Source organism: Aquabacter cavernae (assembly GCF_003993795.1).
In the GTDB taxonomy this organism is placed as follows: Bacteria; Pseudomonadota; Alphaproteobacteria; order Rhizobiales; family Xanthobacteraceae; genus Aquabacter; species Aquabacter cavernae.
The window spans coordinates 690,431-713,844 of record NZ_RWKV01000008.1; the positions used below are offsets into that span (position 1 = coordinate 690,431).

The 23,414-nt window shown below is 66.6% G+C and carries 26 protein-coding genes; 4 read left to right on the plus strand and 22 right to left on the minus strand.

The annotated features are described in order from the left end of the window. Window positions 1-112: 112 nt before the first annotated feature. Entirely contained in the window at window positions 113-562 is a 450-nt protein-coding gene (locus EJJ38_RS07855) for an outer membrane protein assembly factor BamE (protein ID WP_127090320.1), read from the plus strand. A 178-nt stretch (window positions 563-740) separates the two neighbouring features. Here EJJ38_RS07855 and tpiA read toward each other — a convergent pair whose 3' ends face one another. After that, on the minus strand, window positions 741-1,496 hold the full coding sequence (gene tpiA / locus EJJ38_RS07860; RefSeq protein ID WP_127089530.1) for a triose-phosphate isomerase: 756 nt from the start codon (window positions 1,494-1,496) through the stop codon (window positions 741-743). 155 nt (window positions 1,497-1,651) lie between these two features. Here tpiA and EJJ38_RS07865 point away from each other — a divergent pair, with 155 nt between their 5' ends. Beyond that, window positions 1,652-3,544 carry a peptidylprolyl isomerase gene (locus EJJ38_RS07865; protein WP_164738455.1) on the plus strand — a complete coding sequence of 631 codons (1,893 nt, stop codon included), beginning with the start codon at window positions 1,652-1,654 and terminating at the stop codon, window positions 3,542-3,544. A gap of 7 nt (window positions 3,545-3,551) precedes the next feature. Beyond that, a complete protein-coding gene (gene trpE / locus EJJ38_RS07870) occupies window positions 3,552-5,063 on the plus strand; it encodes an anthranilate synthase component I (RefSeq protein ID WP_127089532.1) in 1,512 nt (503 codons plus the stop codon). Between the two features lie 16 nt (window positions 5,064-5,079). Here the strand turns inward: trpE and EJJ38_RS07875 are convergent, their stop codons facing one another. Then, entirely contained in the window at window positions 5,080-6,243 is a 1,164-nt protein-coding gene (locus EJJ38_RS07875) for an MFS transporter (protein ID WP_127089533.1), read from the minus strand. Window positions 6,244-6,495: 252 nt separating this feature from the next. On the opposite strand from EJJ38_RS07875, the gene EJJ38_RS07880 reads away from it, so the two are divergent. After that, complete coding sequence (locus EJJ38_RS07880) at window positions 6,496-8,034, plus strand: DEAD/DEAH box helicase (protein ID WP_127089534.1); 1,539 nt, start codon at window positions 6,496-6,498, stop codon at window positions 8,032-8,034. 125 nt (window positions 8,035-8,159) lie between these two features. Here EJJ38_RS07880 and EJJ38_RS07885 read toward each other — a convergent pair whose 3' ends face one another. The 20 genes from EJJ38_RS07885 to rplF form a co-directional block, all read right to left on the minus strand. Further along, a complete protein-coding gene (locus EJJ38_RS07885; RefSeq protein ID WP_245454151.1) occupies window positions 8,160-8,501 on the minus strand; it encodes a TfoX/Sxy family protein in 342 nt (113 codons plus the stop codon). Between the two features lie 3 nt (window positions 8,502-8,504). Further along, a complete protein-coding gene (locus EJJ38_RS07890) occupies window positions 8,505-9,272 on the minus strand; it encodes an ATP12 family chaperone protein (RefSeq protein WP_127089535.1) in 768 nt (255 codons plus the stop codon). 65 nt (window positions 9,273-9,337) lie between these two features. Beyond that, window positions 9,338-10,024, minus strand: coding sequence for an HAD-IA family hydrolase (locus tag EJJ38_RS07895; protein ID WP_127089536.1), 687 nt, complete (start codon window positions 10,022-10,024; stop codon window positions 9,338-9,340). Next, complete coding sequence (locus EJJ38_RS07900) at window positions 10,021-10,659, minus strand: zinc ribbon domain-containing protein (protein WP_127089537.1); 639 nt, start codon at window positions 10,657-10,659, stop codon at window positions 10,021-10,023. The genes EJJ38_RS07895 and EJJ38_RS07900 overlap by 4 nt, the downstream gene beginning before the upstream one ends. A gap of 81 nt (window positions 10,660-10,740) precedes the next feature. Next, window positions 10,741-11,826, minus strand: coding sequence for an RluA family pseudouridine synthase (locus tag EJJ38_RS07905; protein ID WP_127089538.1), 1,086 nt, complete (start codon window positions 11,824-11,826; stop codon window positions 10,741-10,743). Between the two features lie 155 nt (window positions 11,827-11,981). Continuing rightward, on the minus strand, window positions 11,982-12,368 hold the full coding sequence (gene crcB / locus EJJ38_RS07910) for a fluoride efflux transporter CrcB (RefSeq protein WP_127089539.1): 387 nt from the start codon (window positions 12,366-12,368) through the stop codon (window positions 11,982-11,984). 28 nt (window positions 12,369-12,396) lie between these two features. Next, window positions 12,397-13,386, minus strand: coding sequence for an alpha/beta hydrolase (locus EJJ38_RS07915; protein ID WP_127089540.1), 990 nt, complete (start codon window positions 13,384-13,386; stop codon window positions 12,397-12,399). A 39-nt stretch (window positions 13,387-13,425) separates the two neighbouring features. Next, window positions 13,426-14,736: a replication-associated recombination protein A gene (locus tag EJJ38_RS07920; RefSeq protein ID WP_127089541.1), complete on the minus strand. Its 1,311-nt coding sequence runs from the start codon at window positions 14,734-14,736 to the stop codon at window positions 13,426-13,428. A gap of 38 nt (window positions 14,737-14,774) precedes the next feature. Then, a complete protein-coding gene (locus EJJ38_RS07925; protein WP_205666122.1) occupies window positions 14,775-16,202 on the minus strand; it encodes a Do family serine endopeptidase in 1,428 nt (475 codons plus the stop codon). Between the two features lie 122 nt (window positions 16,203-16,324). Then, window positions 16,325-16,744, minus strand: coding sequence for a 50S ribosomal protein L17 (gene rplQ / locus EJJ38_RS07930; protein WP_127089543.1), 420 nt, complete (start codon window positions 16,742-16,744; stop codon window positions 16,325-16,327). A 77-nt stretch (window positions 16,745-16,821) separates the two neighbouring features. Continuing rightward, window positions 16,822-17,847 carry a DNA-directed RNA polymerase subunit alpha gene (locus EJJ38_RS07935; RefSeq protein ID WP_420836871.1) on the minus strand — a complete coding sequence of 342 codons (1,026 nt, stop codon included), beginning with the start codon at window positions 17,845-17,847 and terminating at the stop codon, window positions 16,822-16,824. A 127-nt stretch (window positions 17,848-17,974) separates the two neighbouring features. Then, window positions 17,975-18,364, minus strand: a complete 390-nt coding sequence (gene rpsK, locus EJJ38_RS07940) for a 30S ribosomal protein S11 (RefSeq protein WP_127089545.1) — start codon at window positions 18,362-18,364, stop codon at window positions 17,975-17,977. A 123-nt stretch (window positions 18,365-18,487) separates the two neighbouring features. Continuing rightward, window positions 18,488-18,856 (minus strand): 30S ribosomal protein S13, encoded by a 369-nt coding sequence (rpsM, locus tag EJJ38_RS07945; RefSeq protein WP_127089546.1) that lies wholly within the window; start codon window positions 18,854-18,856, stop codon window positions 18,488-18,490. 188 nt (window positions 18,857-19,044) lie between these two features. Further along, window positions 19,045-19,635, minus strand: coding sequence for an adenylate kinase (locus EJJ38_RS07950; RefSeq protein ID WP_127089547.1), 591 nt, complete (start codon window positions 19,633-19,635; stop codon window positions 19,045-19,047). Continuing rightward, window positions 19,632-20,966 (minus strand): preprotein translocase subunit SecY, encoded by a 1,335-nt coding sequence (gene secY, locus EJJ38_RS07955; protein WP_127089548.1) that lies wholly within the window; start codon window positions 20,964-20,966, stop codon window positions 19,632-19,634. The genes EJJ38_RS07950 and secY overlap by 4 nt, the downstream gene beginning before the upstream one ends. A 226-nt stretch (window positions 20,967-21,192) precedes the next feature. Further along, on the minus strand, window positions 21,193-21,681 hold the full coding sequence (gene rplO, locus EJJ38_RS07960; RefSeq protein ID WP_127089549.1) for a 50S ribosomal protein L15: 489 nt from the start codon (window positions 21,679-21,681) through the stop codon (window positions 21,193-21,195). A gap of 11 nt (window positions 21,682-21,692) precedes the next feature. Continuing rightward, window positions 21,693-21,887, minus strand: a complete 195-nt coding sequence (gene rpmD, locus EJJ38_RS07965; protein ID WP_127089550.1) for a 50S ribosomal protein L30 — start codon at window positions 21,885-21,887, stop codon at window positions 21,693-21,695. A gap of 28 nt (window positions 21,888-21,915) precedes the next feature. Further along, window positions 21,916-22,473, minus strand: a complete 558-nt coding sequence (gene rpsE, locus EJJ38_RS07970) for a 30S ribosomal protein S5 (protein ID WP_127089551.1) — start codon at window positions 22,471-22,473, stop codon at window positions 21,916-21,918. 17 nt (window positions 22,474-22,490) lie between these two features. After that, complete coding sequence (gene rplR / locus EJJ38_RS07975) at window positions 22,491-22,853, minus strand: 50S ribosomal protein L18 (RefSeq protein ID WP_127089552.1); 363 nt, start codon at window positions 22,851-22,853, stop codon at window positions 22,491-22,493. A gap of 12 nt (window positions 22,854-22,865) precedes the next feature. Next, window positions 22,866-23,399 carry a 50S ribosomal protein L6 gene (rplF, locus tag EJJ38_RS07980; RefSeq protein ID WP_127089553.1) on the minus strand — a complete coding sequence of 178 codons (534 nt, stop codon included), beginning with the start codon at window positions 23,397-23,399 and terminating at the stop codon, window positions 22,866-22,868. Window positions 23,400-23,414: the final 15 nt, after the last annotated feature.

A 23,414-nucleotide genomic window follows, 5' to 3' on the forward strand; every position in this document is an offset into this window, starting at 1 on the left:
CGCTGGCAAGCGGAGCCGGACTTCGCACGGCGAATACGAGGATTGAAGCGTGGTGTCTTCGGAACTTGGATCCCTGGCCGGACGCGGCCGCCTGGCCGTGTGCGCGCTCCTGATGGCGGGCACACTGGCAGGATGCGGCTCAGGCGGCGGCATTAATTTGGTGGGCGGTTCCGGCACATCCCTGAGCGGCGTGGTGCGGACCTACCAGCGCGGTTATGTCCTGAGCGAGGGCGCCCTGGAACAGGTGCCCGTGGGATCGAGCCAGGAGCAGGTCCTGCTGGTGCTCGGCACCCCCTCCACCGTTGCCACCGTGAGCGGCGATGTCTTCTATTATATCTCCCAGACTCAGACGAAGGTCGCCTTCCTGAAGCCGGAAATCACCGAGCAGAAGGTGCTGGCTGTTTATTTCGACAAGAACCGCCGCGTCACCCGCATCGCCAATTACGGTCTGCAGGACGGCAAGGTCTTCGACTTCATCTCGCAGACGACGCCCACCTCGGGCGAAGAGCTGAGCGTGCTGAAGCAGCTCATCCAGGCGACGAACTTCTCGCCGGGCCTCTAGGTCGAATCGACATTCAAGCGGTCCGGAGGGCTCTCATAAGGGCCATCGCCATGCCGGGGGTTGTCCCGGGCATGGCGGACCGCAAGACGTTCGAATTTATCCATCAGCCTGAATGTCGGTCAGGCTCTCAATCAAGCAAAGACGGGGCGCGCCGGAAACGGCAGCGCCCCGTCTTTTGTCAGCGGATGGCGCCGGCGATGGCCAGGAAGTCGGCGGCCTTCAGGCTCGCGCCGCCCACAAGCGCCCCGTCCACATTCGCGACGCCCAGAAGCTCGGCCGCATTGTCCGGCTTCACCGAGCCGCCATAGAGAATCCGCATGGCGGACGCCGCCGCCCCGAACCGTTCGGCGAGCACGGCGCGAATCTGCGCGTGCATGGCCTCCACATCGGCAATTGTGGGGACAAGGCCGGTGCCGATCGCCCAGACCGGCTCATAGGCAACCACGAGGGTTTCGCCCGTGGCGCCGTCCGGCACGGAATTGCGCACCTGTGCGGAGACCACCGACAGGGCTTCCCCCGCTTCCCGCTGGGCGCGCGTCTCACCCACGCAGACGATGGCCACGATGCCCGCCCGCCAGGCCGCCTCGGCCTTGGCGCGCACCACCGCGTCGCTTTCGCCGTGGTCGGCGCGCCGCTCGCTATGGCCGACAATGACGAATCCGGCGCCAGCATCCGCCAGCATCTCGGCGGAAATGTCGCCCGTATGGGCGCCGCTCACCGCCGTGTGGCAATCCTGGCCGCCCATGGCGATGGCCGATCCGTTGGCCTGCGCCGCGAAAGCCGCCAGCAGGGTGGCCGGCGGGCAGATGAGCAGATCCGCCGCCTCGGCGAGCGCGCCGCTGCCGGCGATCATCCCTGCCAATTCCTCTCCCGCCGCGCGCAAACCGTTCATCTTCCAATTGCCAGCGATGAGCGGGCGGCGTGACGGGGGCATTCGGCATCTCCGGAAAATTAAGGCAGGCCGCCGCGTAGCAGAGCCGTGAGCCCGCTGCAAACTGGGCCGTCACTGTCCGTTGCGACATGGCGCCCCCCTCCCTATTATGCGCGCCTTCCGCGCCGGGCTCTCCGCGCTCCTCCGACAGAAGCACGATGGTACTCCAGAAACTCCGCAAAGGCGCCTCGGGCCTCATCGCCAAGGCCTTCCTGATCCTCCTCACCGTCAGCTTCGTCATTTGGGGCATCGCCGACGTCTTTCGCGGCTATGGCACGAGTGCGGTGGCCCAGGTGGGCGATACGGAAATTCCCGTCGCCACCTTCCGCCAGCAATATCTCGACCAGGTCCAGCGCATCAGCCGCGCCACCGGCCGGCCGATCACCCCCGATCAGGCGCGCGCCTTCGGAATCGATCGGCAGGTGCTGAACCAGATGATAGGCGAGGCAGCGCTCGACGACGACATCAAGCGTCGCGGCCTTGCCTTGTCGGACGCCGATATCGCGCGCGAGATTCGGGCCAATCCGTCCTATCGCCGCCCCGGCGCGACGGAGTTCGAGCCCGTTTATTTCGAGCAACTGCTGCGCTCCAACGGCCTCACCGAAGCGCGCTTCCTCACCATGGAGAAGCAGCGCGTTCTGCGTCAGGCCATCGTCGAATCCCTGGCGGGCGACGTGACGGCGCCCACGATCCTGACGGACGCCATCCATCGCTTTGAAAGCGAGCAGCGCGACGTTGCCTATGTGCTGGTGGGGCCCCAGGCCGCCGGCACCCTGCCCGAGCCCACCGAAGAACAGCTCAAGGCGTTCTACGAGGCTCACAAGGTGACGTTCCGCGCGCCTGAGTTCCGCAAGCTGGCGGTGCTGGCCCTCACCCCTGCGACGCTCGCCCCCTGGATCCAGGTGTCGGACGCGGACCTCAAGGCCGCCTATGACGCCAATCCCAACCGATTCGGGACGCCGGAGCGCCGTCAGGTCCAGCAGATCGTGTTCTCCAACGCCGCGGACGCCGAAGCCGCCGACGCGAAGATCAAGGCGGGCGCGACCTTCCTCGACATCGCGCAGGCGCGTGGCCTCGGGCCGAACGACATCGATCTCGGCCTCGTGACGCGGTCCGACCTCATCGATCCCAAGATCGCGGAATCCGCCTTCTCCCTGCCCCTCGACGGAACGAGCGGCCCGATTCCGGGCGCCTTCGGCTCGGCGCTGGTGCATGTGGTGAAGATCGACGCGGCGCAGCAGAAGCCCTTCGACGACGTGAAGGAGCAGCTGCGCAAGGAAATCGCCACCGAGCGTGCCCGTCGGGAGCTTCTCGACAAGCATGACGCGGTGGAGGACGAGCGCGCCTCCGGCTCCACCCTGACGGAACTCTCGCAGAAGCTCGGCCTCAATCTTGAGACCATCGACGCCGTGGACCGCTCCGGCCGCGACGAGACGGGCGCTGAGATCGTCGCCATTCCCGGCGGCGGCGAAGTGGTGGCGGGCGCCTTCTCCGGCCGTCCCGGCATCGAGACCGACGCGGTGCAACTGCCCCAGAATGGCGGCTATGTCTGGTACGACATCGTCGAAGTGACGCCCTCTCGCGAGCGGCCGTTCGAGGAGGTGAAGGACCTCGTGAAGACCCGCTGGACCGAGGACGAGACCGTGAAAGCGGTGGAAGCCAAGGCCAAGGCCCTGCAGGAGGCCGCCCAGGGCGGTCAGTCTCTGGCGGACGTGGCGAAGGGTGCCGGGCTGGAGGTGAAGACCGCCGATGCCCTGCAGCGCGGCCGCGCCGCCGGTGACTTCTCCACCGACACGCTGAACAAGATCTTCGACGCGAAGGTCGGCGGCTTCGGCGCCACGGCGGGTGCCTCCCCCACGGAGCGGGTCGTGTTCCAGGTCACCAAGATCACCGTCCCGCCCGCCGGCCCTGCCGACGCCATGATGGCGGCCCAGCTCGGCGAGCAGATGGAAGGCGATCTGCTCAACCAGTATGTGGACGCGCTGCGCAAGCAGTTCGGCGTCTACATCAACGAGCGGTCGTTCCAGATCGCCGTGGGCGGGGGCGAGTGATCCAGCCATGAACGCGCCCACGGATTTCGACGCCTTCTCCCGCCGCTACGCAAACGGCGAGGCCCAGGTGGTCTCCACCACCCTGATCGCCGATCTTGAGACGCCCGTCTCGGCTTTCCTCAAGATCGCCGGCGAGCGGCCCAACGCCTTCCTGCTGGAATCGGTGGAAGGCGGCGAGACGCGCGGGCGCTATTCCATGATCGGCCTCGACCCGGACGTGATCTGGCGGGCCAACGGGGATGCGGCGGAGATCAATCGCTCCGCCCTCACCGACAAGACCGCCTTCGTGCCCTGCGCCGAGCCCCCGCTCACCGCGCTGCGCTCTCTGTTGGCGGAATCCGCCATCGACCTGCCGGCGGGCGCCCCCCCCATGGCGGCGGGGGTGTTCGGCTATCTGGGCTACGACATGGTGCGCCAGATGGAGCGCCTCAGCCCGGCCAAGCCCGACCCCATCGGCGTGCCCGAGGCCCTGCTGATCCGGCCCACCATCATGGTGGTGTTCGATGCGGTAAAAGATGAGATCACGGCCGTAACACCCGTGCGTCCGCTAGAAAATGTCAGTGCTCGGGCGGCGTTCGAGGCTGCTCGCGACCGGCTCGACGGCATCGTCGCGTCCCTGGAACAGCCCATCGCCCACCCGGCGCCGGAGCCCTTCCACGGCCATGTGGAAGCGGCCTCCAACACCGAAGACGCCGAATTCTGCGCCATGGTGGACAAGGCGAAGGACTATATCCGGGCCGGCGACATCTTCCAGGTGGTGCTCTCCCAGCGCTTCGAGAGCCCCTTCACCCTGCCGCCCTTCGCGCTCTACCGCGCCCTGCGCCGGGTCAACCCCGCACCGTTCCTGGTTTATCTGAACTTCGACGGCTTCTCCGTGGTGTGCTCCAGCCCGGAAATCCTGGTGCGCCTGCGCGACGGCAAGGTCACCATCCGCCCCATCGCCGGCACCCGCCGCCGCGGCGCGACGCCCGGCGAGGACGACGCGCTCGCCGCCGAGCTGCTGGCCGATCCGAAGGAGCGGGCCGAGCATCTCATGCTGCTGGACCTCGGCCGCAACGATGCCGGGCGCGTCTCCCAGATCGGCACCGTGGAAGTCACCGACAGCTTCTTCATCGAGCGCTACAGCCAGGTGATGCATATCGTTTCCAACGTCGAAGGCACGCTGGACGGGCGGTTCGACGCGCTGGACGCGCTGGCGGCCGGCTTCCCCGCCGGCACGGTCTCGGGCGCGCCGAAGGTGCGGGCCATGCAGATCATCGACGAGCTGGAGAAGGACAAGCGCGGCATCTATGCGGGCGCCATCGGCTATTTCGGCGCCAATGGCGAGATGGACACCTGCATCGTCCTGCGCACGGCCGTGGTGAAGGACGGCCGCATGTATGTGCAGGCCGGTGCCGGGCTGGTCTATGATTCCGTGCCCGAAAGCGAGCAGCAGGAATGCGTGAACAAGGCCAAGGCCTTGTTCCGCGCGGGCGAGGAAGCGGTGCGCTTCGCGGCGCGCGCCGGTCGCGGCCAGTAGAGCGTTTCCGGGCGCCCTACCCGGCCGCCCGCCGCTCCCTCGCCCGCCGCGCCAGCAGGACGGCGGGCCACGACAAGGCCGCAAGGCCGAGCCCAGCACCGATGAACATGCCCTCGGCGCCGACCCACGGCACCGCCTGCGCGGTGATGACCGCGCCAACCGCCTGCCCGGTCCAGAAGCTCGTGGCATAAAGCGCCACGGACGAGCCGCGCGCCGACGGCACCAGTTCCGTCGCCAGGATCTGGATCATGTTGTGCAGCATGTAGAAGCCGAACCCGGCGGCGGCGAACAGAACCAACAGTACCGGAAGCCAGCCGGTCTCTGCGATGGCCACGAATGCCAGACCGGCCAGCAATGCCCCGCTGCCGCCCATGGCCGGAAGGCCGAAGCGTTTCGTCAGCCGGCCGACGGACATGGTGTAGGCGATGCCGCCCACGCCGAACGCACCAAGCGCGATCCCTGCTTCCAACGCCCCGGCGAAGCCCTTCTCCATGAAATGGGCCGCGACGAAGGGAAAACAGCCGAAGATCAGCGCGCCCTCGATGGCGACGATGACGAACAGGCGGGTGGAGACGGGATTTTCCAGCACCACCTTGTAGCGCTTCAGTGATTCGGAAAACGACGCCTTCCCCCTGCTGGCCGTCTCCTGGACGAAGGCCATCATGCCGAATCCGGCCACGGCGGTGATCACCACCGATACCCAAAACACCGAGCGCCAGCCGAAATGGGTCGCCAGGATTCCCGCGACGGCGGCGCCGCAAAGCTGCCCGAGCACAATGAAGGTGAGGACGCGCCCGAGCGCAGCGGGCCGCTGATCGAATGCGAAGCGATCGCCAACCAGAGCGAAGGAAACCGGGATCACCCCGCCCGCCCAGCATCCGGACAGCACCCGGGCCGCGAACAGCGTGACGTGATTCGGCGCCAGGGCGCACAGAATGAGGGACAGGCTGAGCATGGCGAGGGTGACGCGCATGACGCGCACCTTGCCCATGGCGTCCGCCACCGGCCCGAAAACGAGCTGGGTGGCGGCATAGGGCATGGCGAAGGCGGACGAAAGCAGCGCAGCCTGCTGGAGCGTCACGTTCATATCGCCGGCGATGAGAGGCAGGGTCGGCTCCACCGCGCGCATGGAGAAGGCGCTCGAAAAGCCGGCGAGGCCCAGCAGGAATGTGAAGAGCATGGGGCTGCCAAAAAGAAGGAAGCCTTACTTTTCCTGCGCGCAAGATCCTGTCAAGAGCGTTGAAAAGCTCCAGAAAGAGGGGGTGTGACACACCCTTCCGCTTCCGCTGATTGACACCATGCACAAAATCCTTATTTTGCAACGTGTCGTCCGAGCTTTCTCGAACCCAAGCGCGCCGGCCGACGACCACTCGCAGCGCCTCCTCGGCATGGGGCACGCGATAGGCGGGGCGCAGCCGCATCAAGCGACGCAATGTCATTTTCTGAACTCGGCCTGAGCGAAAAGGTCCTCGCGGCCGTAGAGGCTACTGGCTACACCCAGCCGACGCCCATCCAGGCGCAAGCCATCCCGCATGTTCTCGCGCACAGGGACGTCCTCGGACTCGCCCAGACCGGAACCGGCAAGACCGCAGCGTTCACGCTGCCCATGCTCACCCTGCTGGAGCAGGGACGGGCTCGTGCGCGTATGCCGCGCACCCTCATCTTGGAGCCCACGCGCGAGCTGGCCGCCCAGGTGGAGGAGAGCTTCGTCCGCTACGGCAAGAACCATAAGCTCAACGTGGCGCTGCTGATCGGTGGTGTTTCGTTCGGCGACCAGGATTCCAAGCTGCTGCGCGGCGTGGACGTGCTCATCGCCACCCCCGGGCGGCTCCTGGACCATGTAGAACGCGGGCGCCTGCTTCTCTCCGGCATCGAGGTGCTGGTGATCGATGAAGCCGACCGCATGCTGGACATGGGCTTCATCCCGGACATTGAGCGCGTCTGCAAGCTGGTGCCCTTCACCCGGCAGACGCTGTTCTTCTCCGCCACCATGCCCCCCGAGATTCAACGGCTGGTTTCCCAGTTCCTGTCAAATCCGGTGCGCATTGAGGTGGCCAAGCCCTCTTCCACCGCCACCACGGTGACACAGGTGCTCGTCGCGTCCGGCCATGAGGATTACGAGAAGCGCGATGTGCTGCGCGGCCTCATCAACGAGGCCGAGGCGCTCCAGAACGCCATCATCTTCTGCAACCGCAAGCGGGACGTGGCGGTGCTGCACCGCTCGCTGCAGAAGCACGGCTTCAACGCCGTGTGCCTGCATGGCGACATGGACCAGCATGCCCGCATGGCGGCGTTGGAGCAGTTCCGCTCCGGCGAGGCCAACCTCCTCGTCGCCTCCGACGTGGCGGCGCGCGGCCTGGACATTCCGGCCGTGAGCCACGTCTTCAACTATGACGTGCCCCACCATGCGGAGGACTATGTCCACCGCATCGGCCGCACCGGCCGCGCCGGGCGCAGCGGCACGGCGCTCACCATCGTCACCCATGACGATGCCAAGTCGCTGGCCGCCATCGAGAAGCTCATCGGCAATGCGGTTGCCTGGAGCGGCGAACCGCTGGGAGAAGCCCCGCCCCGCGCGCGTCGCGAGCGGGACGACAAGCGCGGCGGCGGTCGCAGCGACAAGCATCGCGCCTCCGGCCGGGGCCGGGAGCGCGACCCGAAGGACCGCGAACCCAAAGAGCGCGAGGCTCGGGAGCGCGACCACCAAGAGCGGGAGCCCCAGGTGCGGGAGCCCCAGGTGCGCGAGCACAAGGAACGGGAGCCCCGGGAACACAGGGAGCCCCGCGAGCGCAAAGAGCGCGCGGCTCGCCCCCCGAGGGACGAGGCCGCGGAACGGACCCGCGCGAAGAGCCCGGAGGTCCGCGAGGACAATGGCCGCGGCCGCCGCGAGCGGGACCGTTCGGCCAGCGAGCCGGCGGACATGTCCCACCTCCCCGCCTTCCTCCTGCGCCCGGTGCGCGTGAAGGCGTGACGCGACGTTTCCGAGCGGGGCAAGACATGCCCGGCTCGGAAAATTCTTTATAAAAATGGGAATTTAAAGCGCATCACTGCTTTCCTGGAGCGGTGAAGGGCTTTTTCATTTCACGGATGGGCGTTCTATGTGCCGCCCTTGCGCTTCGCCTCCGCGGCGCGCCGTGCCACCGCAAGGGCGCGGCGGGACAGGTCGGCGAGATCGTCCGGATCATCCAGCACCGCCTCGGGGACGGACCAGAAACCCAGGCGCACCCTCCGCCCTTTCGCCTCGTATGTGAAACGCCCTGCGCCGCGCGCTTCGAGTTCCGCGCCGAACGCGGCATCCGCCTTCAGGAACAGACCCTCGCTCGTCTCCAGGGCGAACATCAGGCCGTCCGCATAGAGACCCGCCCCACCGAACATGCGCTTGCGCCGCACCGGGCCGAATGCGGCAAACAGATCGCCGATCTCATCATCCGACAGCATGGCTCACGCCATCAGCGCGACAAGCCGGGCGGCCGCGCGCATCTCCTCCTCGCGCGCGGTGCGCCGTGCCGTGGCGGCTTCGTCCTCGCCCCACTGATCCCGGTTCCAATCCTCGTCCACATGGGCGGCTGCCCATGCCGCTTCCGCGGACAGGCGACCTTCGAGCACGGCGAGCGCCAGCACGGCGGATCCCATGAGGGTGGTGAGGGACACGAGGGCGGCGAGGCGGAACGGATCGTGGGGCACGCGGCTCCGAAACCGGGCCAGGGCCTCCTCCGGCTGGGTCACATGGAGAATGCCGGCACTCAGGATAAGGCGGATGCCGTGTTCGGTGCGCAGCCAGTCCAGCACGGGGTCCCAGTGCGCCCCCTGCCGCTCCACCAGCCGATCCGGCCCCTCGGCCCGATAGCAGACAAGGTCCGTGCCCGCATAACGCACCACTTCGTCGGCCGTGTCCTGCATATTGGCGGCGACACCATCGATGGCCACATTGGCAAGCCGCGTCAGGGGCATGCGAAAGGGATCGATTTCGGTTTCCTGCGCCCGCCATTCGTCGGCGACCGCTTCCGCAAGCGCGACTGACGGCACGGCGAACACGGCGCGGGCCGGCGTGCGCAAAGGGCGCCCATCCAGGGTCACCCCATAGCCGCCCTCGGTCTCAGCGACGCCCACCTGCTTATAGAAGCGCTTGGGGAGCGCACGGCGTTGTCCCGACCGTGCCGCCTCTCGCGGATCCAGGCTGCTCTCCAGGTCTTCCAAAAAATCGCGCATCGGGCTGTCCTCTGGAGGTCTGGAGCCTGCGCCCGCTCAAAAGGCGGCGCAGACCGGACCCATCTCTAACGATCGGCACGCCCCATGAGAGCACGGACGGCCTCGACCAGATCGGCGGGCGCGTCCACCAGCATGTCCGCGCCGGCAGCCACCAATTCGTCCCGGGTATGGTAGCCCCAATTGACCCCGAGCGCCCAGGCACCGGCGGCCTTGGCCATCTCCATGTCATAGGACGTATCGCCGATCACCAGTGTGCGCGGCGGCGTGCCGCCCAGTTCCGCCATGGCTTGGCGAACCATGGCCGGGTGGGGCTTGGAGGGGGCATCGTCCGCCGTCTGGATGCTGGAGAACCAGCCTTCCATGGCATGCGCCTCCAACACGCGCCGCACGCCCCTTTGGGACTTGCCCGTGGCGATGCCGAGCAACGTATCCACCTCGCCGCGCAGGATCTCCACGGCATCGCGCACGCCGGGGAACATGGGCTCGGTGGGATGGCTCTCCCGCAGGCGGAAGAAGGCAGTCTTATAGCCGGTGACCAGCGTCTCGATGGGGAAGTCGGGATCCCCGCGCGACAGGGCGATGAAGGTCTCCGGCAAAGAGAGGCCGACCACGGAGAGGATGACCTCGCGCGGCGGGGGCTCAAGCCCCTGCTCGCGATAGGCGTCCGACATGGCGCTGACGAGCAGATGCTGGCTGTCCACCAGCGTGCCGTCGCAGTCGAACAGCAGCAGGAAGGGAACGCTCTCGCTCATTTGGCCGTCAGCTTCTCGGTGGCGAGGTCATAGGTCCAGGCCCCGCCCGCCGGATCGGTGAAGGCGATGGAGGTGAAGCCGCGCAGCTTGCACTGGCGCGGAAACGGCCCGGATACGATCAACTCGACCGCCGTCTTGGCGGGGAAGGAGAACGCCATCGAGATCACCCGCCCCTGGGGACCGCCGGACGTCACCTTCATGTCCAGGCCGTTCTGGACGAAATTCTCCTGCGTGGTCCGGGCGAATTCCTTGCGCGCCGTCTCGTCGGCCGCCGGGCCCGCCATGTCGGCAGGCACATGGGGCAAGGGAAGCGGGGCGTCGGCCACATCCGCCGGATTTATCGGCGGGGCGGCGGGTGCCGGAGGAGCAGCGGGCGCCGGAGCGACAGGAACCGGGGCCGGCGCGGGAGGCTGCATCTGCGCCTGCGGCGGCGGGGCGGGCGGACGCTCGCCGGGGCTGAGCAGCATCCACACTCCCACTCCGGCGGTCAGCGCCACCACCACGCCCACCACGCCCGCAATCAGGGGCAGCAGAACCGGGCGCCGGGTGATCGGCTCACCGCACTCCGGGCATTCCACTTCATTCGGATGCACGTCCGCCCCGCAAGCGGGACACCGGCTCAGCCTTCCGGCCATGCATCTTTCTCCTTCAATTCGATCCGGCCGGGATTTACCGCCCGCGTCGCGCGGGAGCAAACGCGGGGGGCGCGGGCCGGATCAGGCCTCGGGGGCATCCAGAATGGGATCGAACTGGGCAGCATCGAAGCCGAGGACGGCAAAGGACTGCGCCATGTGCGGGGGAAGCGGGGCGGACACATCGATGAAGCCGCTGCCGCGCGGATGGGGAATGATGATGCGCCGCGCCAGCAGATGCAGGCGGTTCTGAAGGCCGCCGGGCAGTTCCCAATTCTCGATGTTGAAATATTTGGGATCGCCCAGGATGGGGTGGCCGATATGGGCCATGTGGGCGCGCAATTGATGGGTGCGGCCCGTGACGGGCTTCAGCGACACCCAGCTCATCTTCTGCGCCGCCTGGTCCACGATGGCGTAATAGGTCAGCGCGTGGCTCGCCTCGTCCTCGCCGTGGCGGGCGACGCGCATGCGCTCCTCGCTCTCCTCGCGGGCGAGATAGGTGGAGATGCGGCCCTGGCGCGGCTTCGGCACGCCGGGCACCAGCGCCCAATAAATCTTGCGGGCCTCGCGCGAGCGGAAGCTCTTGGCGAGCACCGAGGCAGCAAGGCGCGACTTCGCCACCAGCAGGCAGCCCGCCGTGTCCTTGTCGATGCGATGGACGAGGCGCGGCTTCTGGCCGTCCTTTCCGCGCATGGCCTCCAGCATCCCGTCAATATGCCGGTAGGTGCCCGAGCCGCCCTGCACCGCAAGGCCGAACGGCTTGTTGAGCACCATCACGTCCTTGTCCTCGAACAGGATGATGGAACGCAGGAAGTCGAGATCGCTCACCTGACCGGGCTTGCCTTGGCCGGGTTTGCCTTGGGCAGCCGCCCGCGCGGGCTTCGTGCCGCCCTCCGCACCCTCGGCATTGCGCGGGCCGGACTGGCCGGCCTCCTGCGCGGAGCCTTCGGCGGGCGCGCCGCCATCGTCGCCGAGCGGGGGCACGCGCACCGTCTGGCCGGGTTCGAGCCGGGTGGCGGTCTTCACCCGCCCGCCGTCCACCCGCACCTGGCCGGTGCGCACGAGCTTCTGGAGATGCCCGAAGGACAGGTCCGGGAAATGGGTCTTGAACCATCGGTCGAGGCGCATGCCCGCCTCGTCCTCGTCCACTGTCTTCAATTCGACCGCCATCGGCCTGACCCTCGCTACGGTCGCACTTACTGCGTTCTTCTAGTGCGCGATCGCCTCCGATGGAAGCGCCCCGGTATATCCGTCTGTATCGCGAATCGCCCACCGGCAAAGGCTTGGAGCCCGTTTCGCCGGTCGGGCGTCACCGCGCCGCCGTCTCACGCGAAGCTGCGCACCAGGAACAGTCCGGCGAATACCCCGATGAGGCAGAGCACGAGCGTGCCTCCGGCATAAAGCGCCGCATGCACAGGCTCGCCACGCTCCACCAGCACCGCGAATTCCAGCGAGAAGGTGGAATAGGTGGTGAAGCCCCCCAGCATTCCCGTGGTGAGGAACAGCCGCACATGCTGGGGAATGCCGCTTCCCGCCGGGCTCATGAACCAGGCGGTGAAGGCGCCCATGACGAAGCAGCCAAGGATGTTCACCGCCATAGTGGTGAAGGGAAAGTGCGCGAAACCCACCAGCCGCACGCCAATGAGGTTTGCGACGTGACGGAACAGGCCCCCCACGCCCGCGCCGAAGAACACCACCAGAGCCGCCGTCATCCGATCCCCCGCCACTAAAGGCCCGCGCTCAAACCAGAAATCCCCGTGCCGCGATCCAGTCCCGGACCATGCCGGCGATCAGGTCGCTATTGTCGTCCATCATCAGCGCATGGCTGTTTCCCGCAATGCCCCGCGCGGGAAGGTCGATCCATTCCACGGCACATCCCGCCTTGGCGAGGGCTTCGGCCCACCGTTCCACATTGGGGCGATACATGACCCAGAACGGGCTGCCGTCGAGATGATCGCCCCACACGAACAGGTGCGGCACATGGGCGAGGCGGCTGGCATCGGCCCGGGCCGGGTCCGGCGCGCCGGACGGTTCCAGCGCGATCACCGCCTTGACGGTGTCCGGCGCATGAAGGGCGGCATTGAACCCGAAATTGCCGCCCTGGCTGTGCATCAGCAGCAGGCAGGCGCCGACCCGAGAGACGAGCGCATCATAAGCCGCCTGGGTGCGGGCATCATTGCAGCTCCAGCGTGGCACGCACCCCTTCATGAAGGTCTCGAAATCCGCGAGGGGAAAGCGGCTGTCGGCGTAAGGACGGCGCAAGGCCGGATCGGGCGCATAGGAGCCCATGGGCCCGAAACGGAACACCTCTTCCCAGGCCTCCTGCGCCGTTCGGAAGAAGGGGGCCTTCGGATAGACCTGCGGCGAGGGCGCGAAACCGGAGCGACCGCGCTCCACGGCGTCGGACACATAGACATCGAGACCGGCCCGCAGAAAAAAGCCCTGCCAGCCCTCCCGGCCGTCCGGCGTGCTCTCCCAATTGGCTCCGGTCATCCCGCCGCCGTGCCACATGAGGAGGGGATAGGGTCCGCGCGGGTTCGCGAGACGGATGTATTGCGCGTACATCTGGCCCACGGCCATCTCGCCGTTCGGATCCACCGGATGCACCGGGCCGCCCGGCGTGCTCACGCGCTGGCGCGGCGGCAGGCCCGAGAGCGTGACCATCTCGCCCCCCACATGGAAGGAGCCCATGTCCCGCACCAGGAACGGCTGCTTGTGATCGCCCGCCATGGTCCCTCCCCCACACTGCACATCGGCTGAAAGCGGGACTTAAGGCTCGCCGCGCTCGGCGCGCAGGCGCGCCCAATAGTCCAGGCGCTTGCGCACGTCCCGCTCGAAGCCGCGCTCCACCGGATGATAGAAGCTCCGGCGCCCGATCTGCTCGGGAAAATAATTCTGGCCGGAGAAAGCGTCCGGCTCGTCATGGTCGTAGCGATAGCCCGAACCATAGCCTTCCTGCTTCATCAGCCGGGTCGGCGCATTGAGGATATGCTTGGGCGGCATGAGGGAGCCACCCTCCTTCGCCGTGCGCATGGCCGCCTTCCAGGCGGTGTAGACGGCGTTGGATTTCGGCGCCGTGGCCAGATAGACGGCCGCCTGCGCCAAGGCCAGTTCGCCCTCCGGCGTGCCGAGGAAGTCATAGGCATCCTTGGCGGCATTGGCGATGACGAGGGCATTGGGATCGGCGAGGCCTATATCCTCAACCGCCATGCGCACCAGCCGCCGGGCGAGGAAAAGCGGTGTCTCACCCGCATCCAGCATGCGCGCGAGATAATAGAGCGCCGCATCCGGATCCGAACCCCGGATGGATTTATGCAAGGCCGAGATGAGGTTGTAATGCCCATCCTCGCTCTTGTCGTAGATGGGCGCGCGCCGCTGCACCACATCCTGAAGCCCTGCCGGGTCGAAGACTTCCTCGGGCCGCGCGGCGCGCCAGACTTCTTCCAGCAAGGTGAGCGCCGCCCGGCCGTCCCCGTCCGCGAGCCGCAACAGCACATGCCGGGCATCCGCGTCCAACGGCAGCGGCTTACCTTCCAGTTCTTCCGCGCGGCTGATGAGGCGTTCGATGGCTGCATCGTCCAGGGGCTGGAACACCAGCACGCGGGCGCGGGACAGAAGCGCCGCATTCAGCTCGAAAGAGGGGTTCTCGGTGGTCGCCCCCACCAATACGACGGTGCCATCCTCCATCACGGGCAGGAAGCTGTCTTGCTGGGCGCGGTTGAAGCGATGGATCTCGTCCACGAACAGGAGCGTGCCCTGCCCCATGGCGCGGCGATGGCGCGCCTGATCGAACAGCTTCTTGAGGTCGGCAACGCCGGTGAAGATGGCGGAGATCTGCTCGAACTTGAGATCCGTCGCCTGCGAGAGCAAGCGCGCGACGGTGGTCTTTCCCGTGCCGGGCGGTCCCCACAGAATGAGCGACCCGAGCGAACGGGACTCGATCATCCGCGTCAGGATGCCGTCAGGCCCAACCAGATGAGACTGCCCAACCACATCCGCGAGGCGCTGGGGGCGCATACGGTCGGCGAGCGGGCGCGGCGCCCCCTCTTCCAGCCCCGCCGCCTCGAACAAACTGGCCATGCCCATTGCCTCTGAACCCTACTGCCCCGCGAATCCGATCACCCGCCAAGAACGGCGGTGATTGTGCGTCCGCCGCGCGTCACCGTCACCCTCCAGGAGCGGGCGGTGCCGCGCGTGGCCAAGTCGAGGTCCTTGGTGCTGGCGACGCGCGTGCCATTCACGTCCACGATCAGGTCGCCCGGCCGGAACCCGGAAGCCTGCGCGGGTGAATTGTCCGCCACCTCCATCACCGCGACGCCCGCGCCATCCGTATCGATGCGCAGCTCCTCCGCCACGGCGGGCGAGACATTGACGGCCTTGATACCGGCGAAGGGTGTGCGACCGCGCAGTTGCACTTCCTCTCGCGGAACGGTCTCCGGGGCGGGGGCGAGCACGATGGTGATCCGGCTCTCCGTGCCGCGCCGGTTCACCGTCAGGTTCACCGAACCGCCCAAAGGCTGGGTGGCGAGGCGGTAGTTCAGGGATTCGGGATCATCGATCCCCTGCCCTTCCACAGCGACGATCAGGTCGCCCACCTTCAGACCCGCCTTCTCCGCCGGGCTCGCGGCCGACACCGTCTGCACGAGAACACCGGTGGGCCGGGCGAGGCCCAGCCCCTCCGCGATTTCCGGCGTGACGCGCTGGAGCCGCGCGCCCAGCCAGGGGCGACGCACGGACTTGCTGCCGGCACGCGCGCTTTCCACAACCACCCGCACCATGTTGACGGGAATCGCGAAGCCAATGCCGTGCGAGCCGCCGGAGCGGGAGAAGATGGCCGTGTTGATGCCCACGAGCCGGCCCGCCATGTCCACCAGGGCGCCGCCGGAATTGCCGGGATTGATGGCGGCATCCGTCTGGATGAAGAACTGGTAGTCGGAAATGCCCACCTGGGTCCGCGCCACGGCGGAGACGATGCCCTGCGTCACGGTCTGCCCCACACCGAAGGGGTCGCCGATGGCCAGCACCAGATCACCCACGGCGAGCGTGTCCGAATTGCCCAGATCCAACTTCGGGAAGCGGGTCTTCCCGTCCTCCTTGATCTTGAGCACCGCGAGGTCCGTGCGCTGGTCGCTCAGCACCACGTCGGCATCGAACTCGCGCCGATCCGCCAGCGCGATGCGGATCTGATCGGCGCCCGCCACCACATGGTGGTTGGTGACGACGAAGCCGGTCTCGTCCACGATCACGCCGGAGCCGAGAGAGCGCTGCATGCGCTCCGGCCCGCCAAGGCCCGGGCCGCCGCCAAAGAAGCGCCGGAAGAACGGATCCTCCATGAACGGATTGCGCTGGGCGACGCTCTTCAGCGCGTAGACGTTCACGACCGCAGGGGCGGTCTTCTCCACCACGGGGGCGAAGGAGAGGGAGATCTCGGCCTGGGAGGCCGGAACCTGAGGCGCTGTCCCTGGCGACTGAGCCGGCTGCGCGAGGCCGAGTGTCGGCGCGCCGACCAGAGCGAGACACAGAAGACCCAGACGAACAGCCCGCATTCCCATCTCCACTCTCATAATCGCGACGCCCCGGCCGCTTGTCCGGCCTTGCCTTGCGATTGAAACAAAAAAAGGGCGGCCGAAGCCGCCCTTCTAAACGACCAGAGGTCGCTTGGGATCCGTCAGGCCGCCACGGCGGCTTCGGCCTCGGTGCGGGCCCGGTCGGCGGCGCCCTTGGCGTCCACGTCGCGGTCAACGAACTCGATCACCGCCACCGGGGTGGAGTCGCCATAACGGAAGCCCGCCTTGATGATGCGGGTGTATCCACCGGGACGTCCCTTGTAGCGGGGCGCGAGCACGTCGAAGAGCTTCTTCACGATCGCCTGGTCGCGCAGCTCGGCGATGGCCTGGCGGCGCGCGTGCAGGTCGCCACGACGGGCGAGGGTCACGAGCTTCTCCACCACAGGACGCAGGTCCTTTGCCTTCGGCAGCGTGGTGACGATCTGCTCATGGGTGATGAGCGCGCCCGCGAGGTTGGAGAACATCGCCTTGCGATGCTCCCAGGTGCGGTTGAACTTGCGGTGTACCTTGCCGTGACGCATGACGGCGAACTCCTAAAATGCCTCCGGCGTTTCGAGCCGAGATTGGTTAAGCGGCTCGAGCCGCGGGGTGAAGAGGGTCAGTAATGGTCCTCGAAGCGCTTCGCGAGCTCTTCGATGTTCTCCGGCGGCCAGCCGGGCACTTCCATGCCCAGGTGCAGACCCATGGAGGCCAGCACTTCCTTGATCTCGTTGAGCGACTTGCGGCCGAAATTCGGCGTACGGAGCATCTCCGTCTCGCTCTTCTGGATCAGGTCGCCGATATAGACGATGTTGTCGTTCTTCAGGCAGTTCGCCGAGCGGACCGACAGTTCGAGCTCGTCCACCTTCTTCAGGAGCGCCGGGTTGAAGGGCAGTTCCTGGATGGCCGCGCTCTCGCTCTCGCGCTTGGGCTCCTCGAAGTTCACGAAGATCTCAAGCTGATCCTGCAGGATACGCGCGGCATAAGCGAGCGAGTCCTCGGCGGTGATCGAGCCGTCAGTCTCGATCTGCATGGTCAGCTTGTCATAGTCGAGAATCTGGCCCTCACGGGTGTTCTCGACCTTGTAGGAGACCTTGCGGACCGGGGAATAGAGGCTATCGATCGGGATCAGACCGATCGGGGCATCCTCAGGCCGGTTGCGCTCGGCAGGAACGTAGCCCTTGCCGGTATCGACGGTGAACTCCATCCGCAGCTCCGCGCCCTCGTCGAGGGTGCAGATCGGAAGATGGGGGTTCAGCACCTGGATGTCGCCAACGGTCTGGATGTCGCCGGCGGTGAGCACGCCGGGACCCGTCTTCTTGGCCACGAGGCGCTTGGGGCCATCGCCGACCATCTTGATGGCGATGTCCTTGATGTTGAGGATGATATCCGTCACGTCCTCACGGACGCCCGGAATGGACGAAAACTCATGCAGCACGCCGTCGATATGCACCGACGTCACTGCAGCGCCCTGCAGCGAGGACAGCAGGATGCGGCGCAGCGCATTGCCGAGCGTCATACCGAATCCGCGCTCCAGCGGCTCGGCGATGACGGTGGCAAAGCGCCGGGGATCGCTGCCGGGGCTCACCTGCAACTTCTCGGGCTTGATCAGCTCTTGCCAGTTCTTCTGAATCACTTGCGTCACCTTGCCTTCTCGCCGGGCCGCCGCGCTCGAAGGGAGACCTCCCCTCCAAGGCGCTGACCCGTCCCACCATCGGGGGAGGAAACGGGCACAAGACCCACCGGACGAAGCCGGCGGGCCACTGGTACGCTCAGACGCGCCGACGCTTGCGCGGACGGCAGCCGTTGTGCGGGATGGGGGTGACGTCGCGGATCGAGGTCACCATGAAGCCCGCGGCCTGCAGCGCACGAAGCGCGGACTCGCGTCCCGAGCCGGGGCCGGAGACTTCCACCTCAAGGGTGCGCATGCCGTGCTCGGAAGCCTTGCGGGCCGCGTCCTCGGCCGCAACCTGCGCCGCATACGGCGTGGACTTGCGCGAGCCCTTGAAGCCCATGGCGCCGGCAGACGACCAGGAGATGGTGTTCCCCTGCGCATCGGTGATGGTGATCATGGTGTTGTTGAACGACGCATTCACATGCGCGACGCCCGAGGCAATATTCTTGCGTTCACGGCGCTTAACGCGAGCAGCTTCCTTAGCCATCTTGTCTTCGATCCTTCAGGCGCGCCCGTAACTCCAGGCGCTCGGGACAATGCTCCGGTGGGAGCGGTACAAAGGAAGGCCGGGATCAACCGGCCTTCCGAAACCGGGCGGACGTGCCGCCGATCACTTCTTCTTGCCGGCGATGGCCTTCGCCGGACCCTTGCGGGTGCGGGCATTGGTGTGGGTCCGCTGACCACGCACCGGGAGGCCGCGACGGTGACGCAGGCCGCGATAGCAGCCAAGGTCCATGAGCCGCTTGATGTTCATCGACACTTCGCGGCGCAGGTCGCCTTCCACGATGTAGTCGCGATCAATGGTCTCGCGGATCTGGAGCACTTCCTGGTCGGTGAGCTGGTTGACACGGCGTTCCAGCGGGATGCCGACCTTCTCCACGATCTCTTCGGCCTTCTTGGCGCCGATGCCGTGAATGTACTGAAGCGCGATGATGACGCGCTTGTTGGTCGGAATGTTTACGCCTGCAATACGAGCCACGTGTCTCTCCATGAGCGCGACCCGCCTGGCGGGTCGCCGGTTGTCTCCGCGTCCGGTGGAGGCCGGCCCTTGCGGAGGAATTAGATCCTCGGATGAACAAAGCCGCGCGCCCTGCTCCTCCTTCAAGGGAAGCAAGCCACGCGGATCGCATGAGGAAGCCGGGCGGATAGCCGATATTCACGGCCCCGTCAAGCGGTCGCGGCTTCCAGCACCTCGGCGATGGCCGTCGTGACCTGGTCGATGGGCTGCATCCCGTCGATCTGGCGAAGCTGGCCACGCGCCTTGTAGTAAGGCGCCACGATGGCGGTATCCCGGTTATAGGCGTCGAGCCGGTGCTTGAAGACCTCCGGATCATCGTCCTTGCGCACGGCCTCGCCGCGGGCGCGGGTCTCTTCCGCGCGACGCATGATTCGCTCCGTGAGCGCCGACTGGTCCACCACCAGCTCGATCACGGCGTCGAGCTTCAGGCCCTTGTCCTTCAGCATGACGTCCAGCGCTTCGGCCTGGGCAACCGTGCGCGGAAACCCATCCAGGATGAAGCCCTTGCGGGCATCCGGCTCGTCCAGGCGATCGGCGATGATGCCGATGACGATGTCGTCCGAGACGAGATCCCCCGCCTCCATCACCGCCTTGGCCTTCTTGCCGATGGCGGTGCCGGCCGCCACGGCGGCCCGCAGCATGTCACCGGTCGAGAGCTGGACGATACCGTGCTGAGCCACCAGACGCTGCGACTGGGTTCCTTTTCCCGCGCCAGGAGGCCCGAGCAGAATCAACCTCATTTTCTTTTCCCCCCCCGGAGCTTGGCCTTCTTGACCAGCCCTTCGTATTGGTGGGCCAAGAGATGGCCCTGGACCTGCGCCACCGTATCCATGGTGACGCTCACCACGATCAGAAGTGATGTGCCGCCAAAATAGAACGGGACGGCCGCGTAGGAAATCAGCAGTTCGGGGAAGAGACACACTGCCGCGATATAGGCCGCGCCGACCACGGTGATTCGCGTCAGCACATAATCGATATATTCCGCCGTCCGCTCGCCGGGACGGATGCCCGGAATGAAGCCGCCATGCTTCTTGAGGTTGTCCGCCGTCTCCACCGGATTGAACACGATCGCGGTGTAGAAGAAGCAGAAGAACACGATCAGCACCACATACATGAGCATGTAGAGCGGCTGGCCGTGGCCCAGAAGGCGCGTGGTCGTGTTGAACCACTCCGGCCCGGCGCCCTGCGTGAAGCTGCCGATGGTGGCCGGGATGAGCAGCAGCGAGGACGCGAAGATCGGCGGGATAACGCCCGACGTGTTCAGCTTGAGCGGCAGGTGCGAGGACTGGCCCTCATACATGCGGTTGCCCACCTGGCGCTTCGGATACTGGATCAGAAGGCGGCGCTGGGCGCGCTCCATGAACACGATGAAGGCGATGATCACCACGGCCATGACCAGCACCGCCAGGATGAGCGGCGTGGACAGTGCGCCCTGCCGGCCCAGCTCCAGGGTGCGCGCGAAGGCGCCCGGCAGCTCGGCCACGATGCCGGCGAAGATGATCAGCGAAGTGCCGTTGCCGATGCCGCGCGAGGTGATCTGCTCACCCAGCCACATCAGGAACATGGTGCCGCCCGTCAGGGTGATGACGGTGGAAATGCGGAAAAACCAGCCGGGATCCGACACAACGGCGCCCGAGCTTTCGAGGCCCACGGCAATGCCGTACGCCTGGAACAGCGCCAGGACCACGGTCAGGTAACGGGTATACTGGTTGAGCTGCTTGCGCCCGCTCTCGCCTTCCTTCTTCAGCGCCTCCAGCGTCGGCGAGACGCTGGTGAGGAGCTGGATGATGATGGAGGCGGAGATGTAGGGCATGATGTTCAGGGCGAAAATGGCCATGCGCTGCACGGCACCACCCGAAAACATATTGAAGAGGCCGATAATCCCCTGCTGCGCGTTCCGGAAAACGTCCTGCAGCGCGTCGGGATTGATACCGGGCAGCGGGATATACGTCCCGAGGCGATAGACGAGAAGCGCGCCGAGGGTGAACCAAATGCGCTTCTTAAGTTCCTCGGCCTTGCCGAGAGCACCGAAATTCAGGTTCGCTGCGAGTTGTTCCGCCGCCGAGACCATGCCTTGCTCCGCTTGGGCCGGTCGGAAGAAGCCCGGCCTTCGAGTATGAGCGCGCGGGCGCCGCGAACAAAGCGCGCGCCGTCAATCAAAGGACGGTCATAGCCGCAAGCGGTGCGTGAGGCCATGGCCCGGATGCCGCGCCCGACAAAACGACCGCCGCCCCGCAGAGCGGGACACGGCGGCCAAACAGAAAAAGGAGGGCAGATCCTGCCCTCCCCTTCTCACATCACTCAGCCGGAGCGTCCTCGGCCGGAGCCGGGGCGGTCATGGACACAGTGCCACCGGCCTTTTCGACCGCGGCGACTGCCGACTTGGTGGCATAGGCCACGTCGAGATTCACCTTGGAGGTGAGCTCGCCGGAGCCGAGCACCCGGACCCCATCCTTGGCGCGGCGCAGGACGCCGGCAGTGATGAGGGCCGCTTCGGTCACCGGCTGGGAGGCATCGAGCCGGCCCGCCTGGACGGCGGCCTCAATGCGACCGAGGGTGACCTCGTTGTAGTCGAGGCGGAAGATGTTGTGGAAGCCGCGCTTCGGCAGACGCCGGTGCAGCGGCATCTGGCCACCTTCGAACCCCTTGATGGCGACGCCGGTCCGGGCCTTCTGACCCTTTACGCCGCGACCACCGGTCTTGCCCTTGCCGGAGCCGATGCCCCGACCCACCCGCATGCGCTTCTTGCGCGCGCCGGGATTGTCTCTGATCTCGTCGAGCTTCATCTCGCCTCTCCTCAGTCCACGACGCGGACGAGATGAGCGACTTTCGCGATCATCCCGCGCACCGCCGGGGTGTCCTGCAGGGTCGAACGGCGATGACGCTTGTTCAGCCCGAGGCCCACGAGGGTTGCTTCCTGGTCAGCCGGACGGCGGATCGGAGAACCGACCTGCTCGACGGTGACGGTTTTGCCTTCAGTCGCATTCGCCATGGCGCGCTCCTATTTCTAAAGAGCCCGCTCAGTCGGTCGCTTCCGCGTCTTCGACGCGGCGGCGGGACTGGAGCTGCGACACCTTGATGCCACGACGGGCGGCGACGGAACGCGGGCTGTCCTGATTCTTCAGGGCATCGAACGTGGCGCGCACCATGTTGTACGGGTTGGAAGACCCGAACGACTTGGCAACCACGTCATGTACGCCCAGCGTCTCGAAGACAGCGCGCATCGGACCACCGGCGATGATTCCGGTACCAGCCGGGGCGGCGCGGAGCACCACCTTGCCGGCGCCATGGTGACCATGCACGTCATGATGCAGGGTCCGGCCTTCGCGCAGCGGCACGCGGATCAGCGCGCGCTTCGCGCTTTCCGTGGCCTTGCGGATGGCCTCGGGAACCTCACGGGCCTTGCCGTGGCCGAAGCCGACGCGGCCCTTCTGGTCACCCACCACAACAAGGGCGGCAAAGCCGAAACGACGGCCGCCCTTCACCACTTTCGCGACGCGGTTGATGTGGACGAGCTTGTCCACGAACGTGTTGTCGCGGTCCTCGCGCTCGCCGCGATTATCCCTTTCACGGGCCATTTCGTTCGTCCTTCGCGTCAGAACTCGAGGCCGCCTTCGCGGGCGCCCTCGGCGAGCGCCTTGACGCGCCCGTGATAGATGTAAGCGCCACGATCGAACACGACCGTGGTCACGCCCTTCGCGGTGGCGCGCTCTGCCACCAGCTTGCCAATCGCCTTCGCGGCATCAACGTCCGCGCCGGTCTTCAGCGAGCTGCGCAGGTCCTTCTCGAGGCTGGAGGCGGCGACAATGGTCTCGCCCTTCGCGTCGTCGATGATCTGCGCGTAAATGTGTTGCGAGGTGCGGTGCACCGACAGGCGCGGACGCCCGTTGGCCGCTGCGCGAAGAGCGCGACGCACCTTGGCCTTGCGACGCTCAAGCGCCCCGATATCTTTAGCCATGGTTCGCCTCCGTCACTTCTTCTTGCCTTCCTTGCGGAAGATGAATTCGCCAGCGTACTTGACGCCCTTGCCCTTGTAGGGCTCGGGGCCGCGATACCCGCGGATCTCCGCGGCGACCTGGCCGACCTGCTGCTTATCCACGCCGCTGACCACGATCTCCGTGGGCTTCGGCGCAACGATCTGGATGCCTTCCGGGATCGGGTAGATCACGTCATGGCTGAAGCCGAGGGACAGGTTGAGGTTCTTGCCCGCGACGGCGGCCTTGTAGCCGACGCCGGTGATCTCAAGCTTCTTCTCGAAGCCCTTGGTCACGCCTTCCACCAGGTTCGACACAAGGGTGCGGGACATGCCCCACATGGCCTTGTGACGATTGGTTTCGCCGCGCATGGACACCTTCAGCTCGGAACCGTTCAGCTCCGCGCTCACTTCCTCGACGAGGGTCACCTGAAGAGCGCCCTTGGGCCCCTTCACCTTCACCGTCTGGCCTTCCACATTGGCGCTCACGCCAGCGGGAATGGCGACGGGATGCTTGCCGATCTTCGACATGTCTTTCTCCGTCGC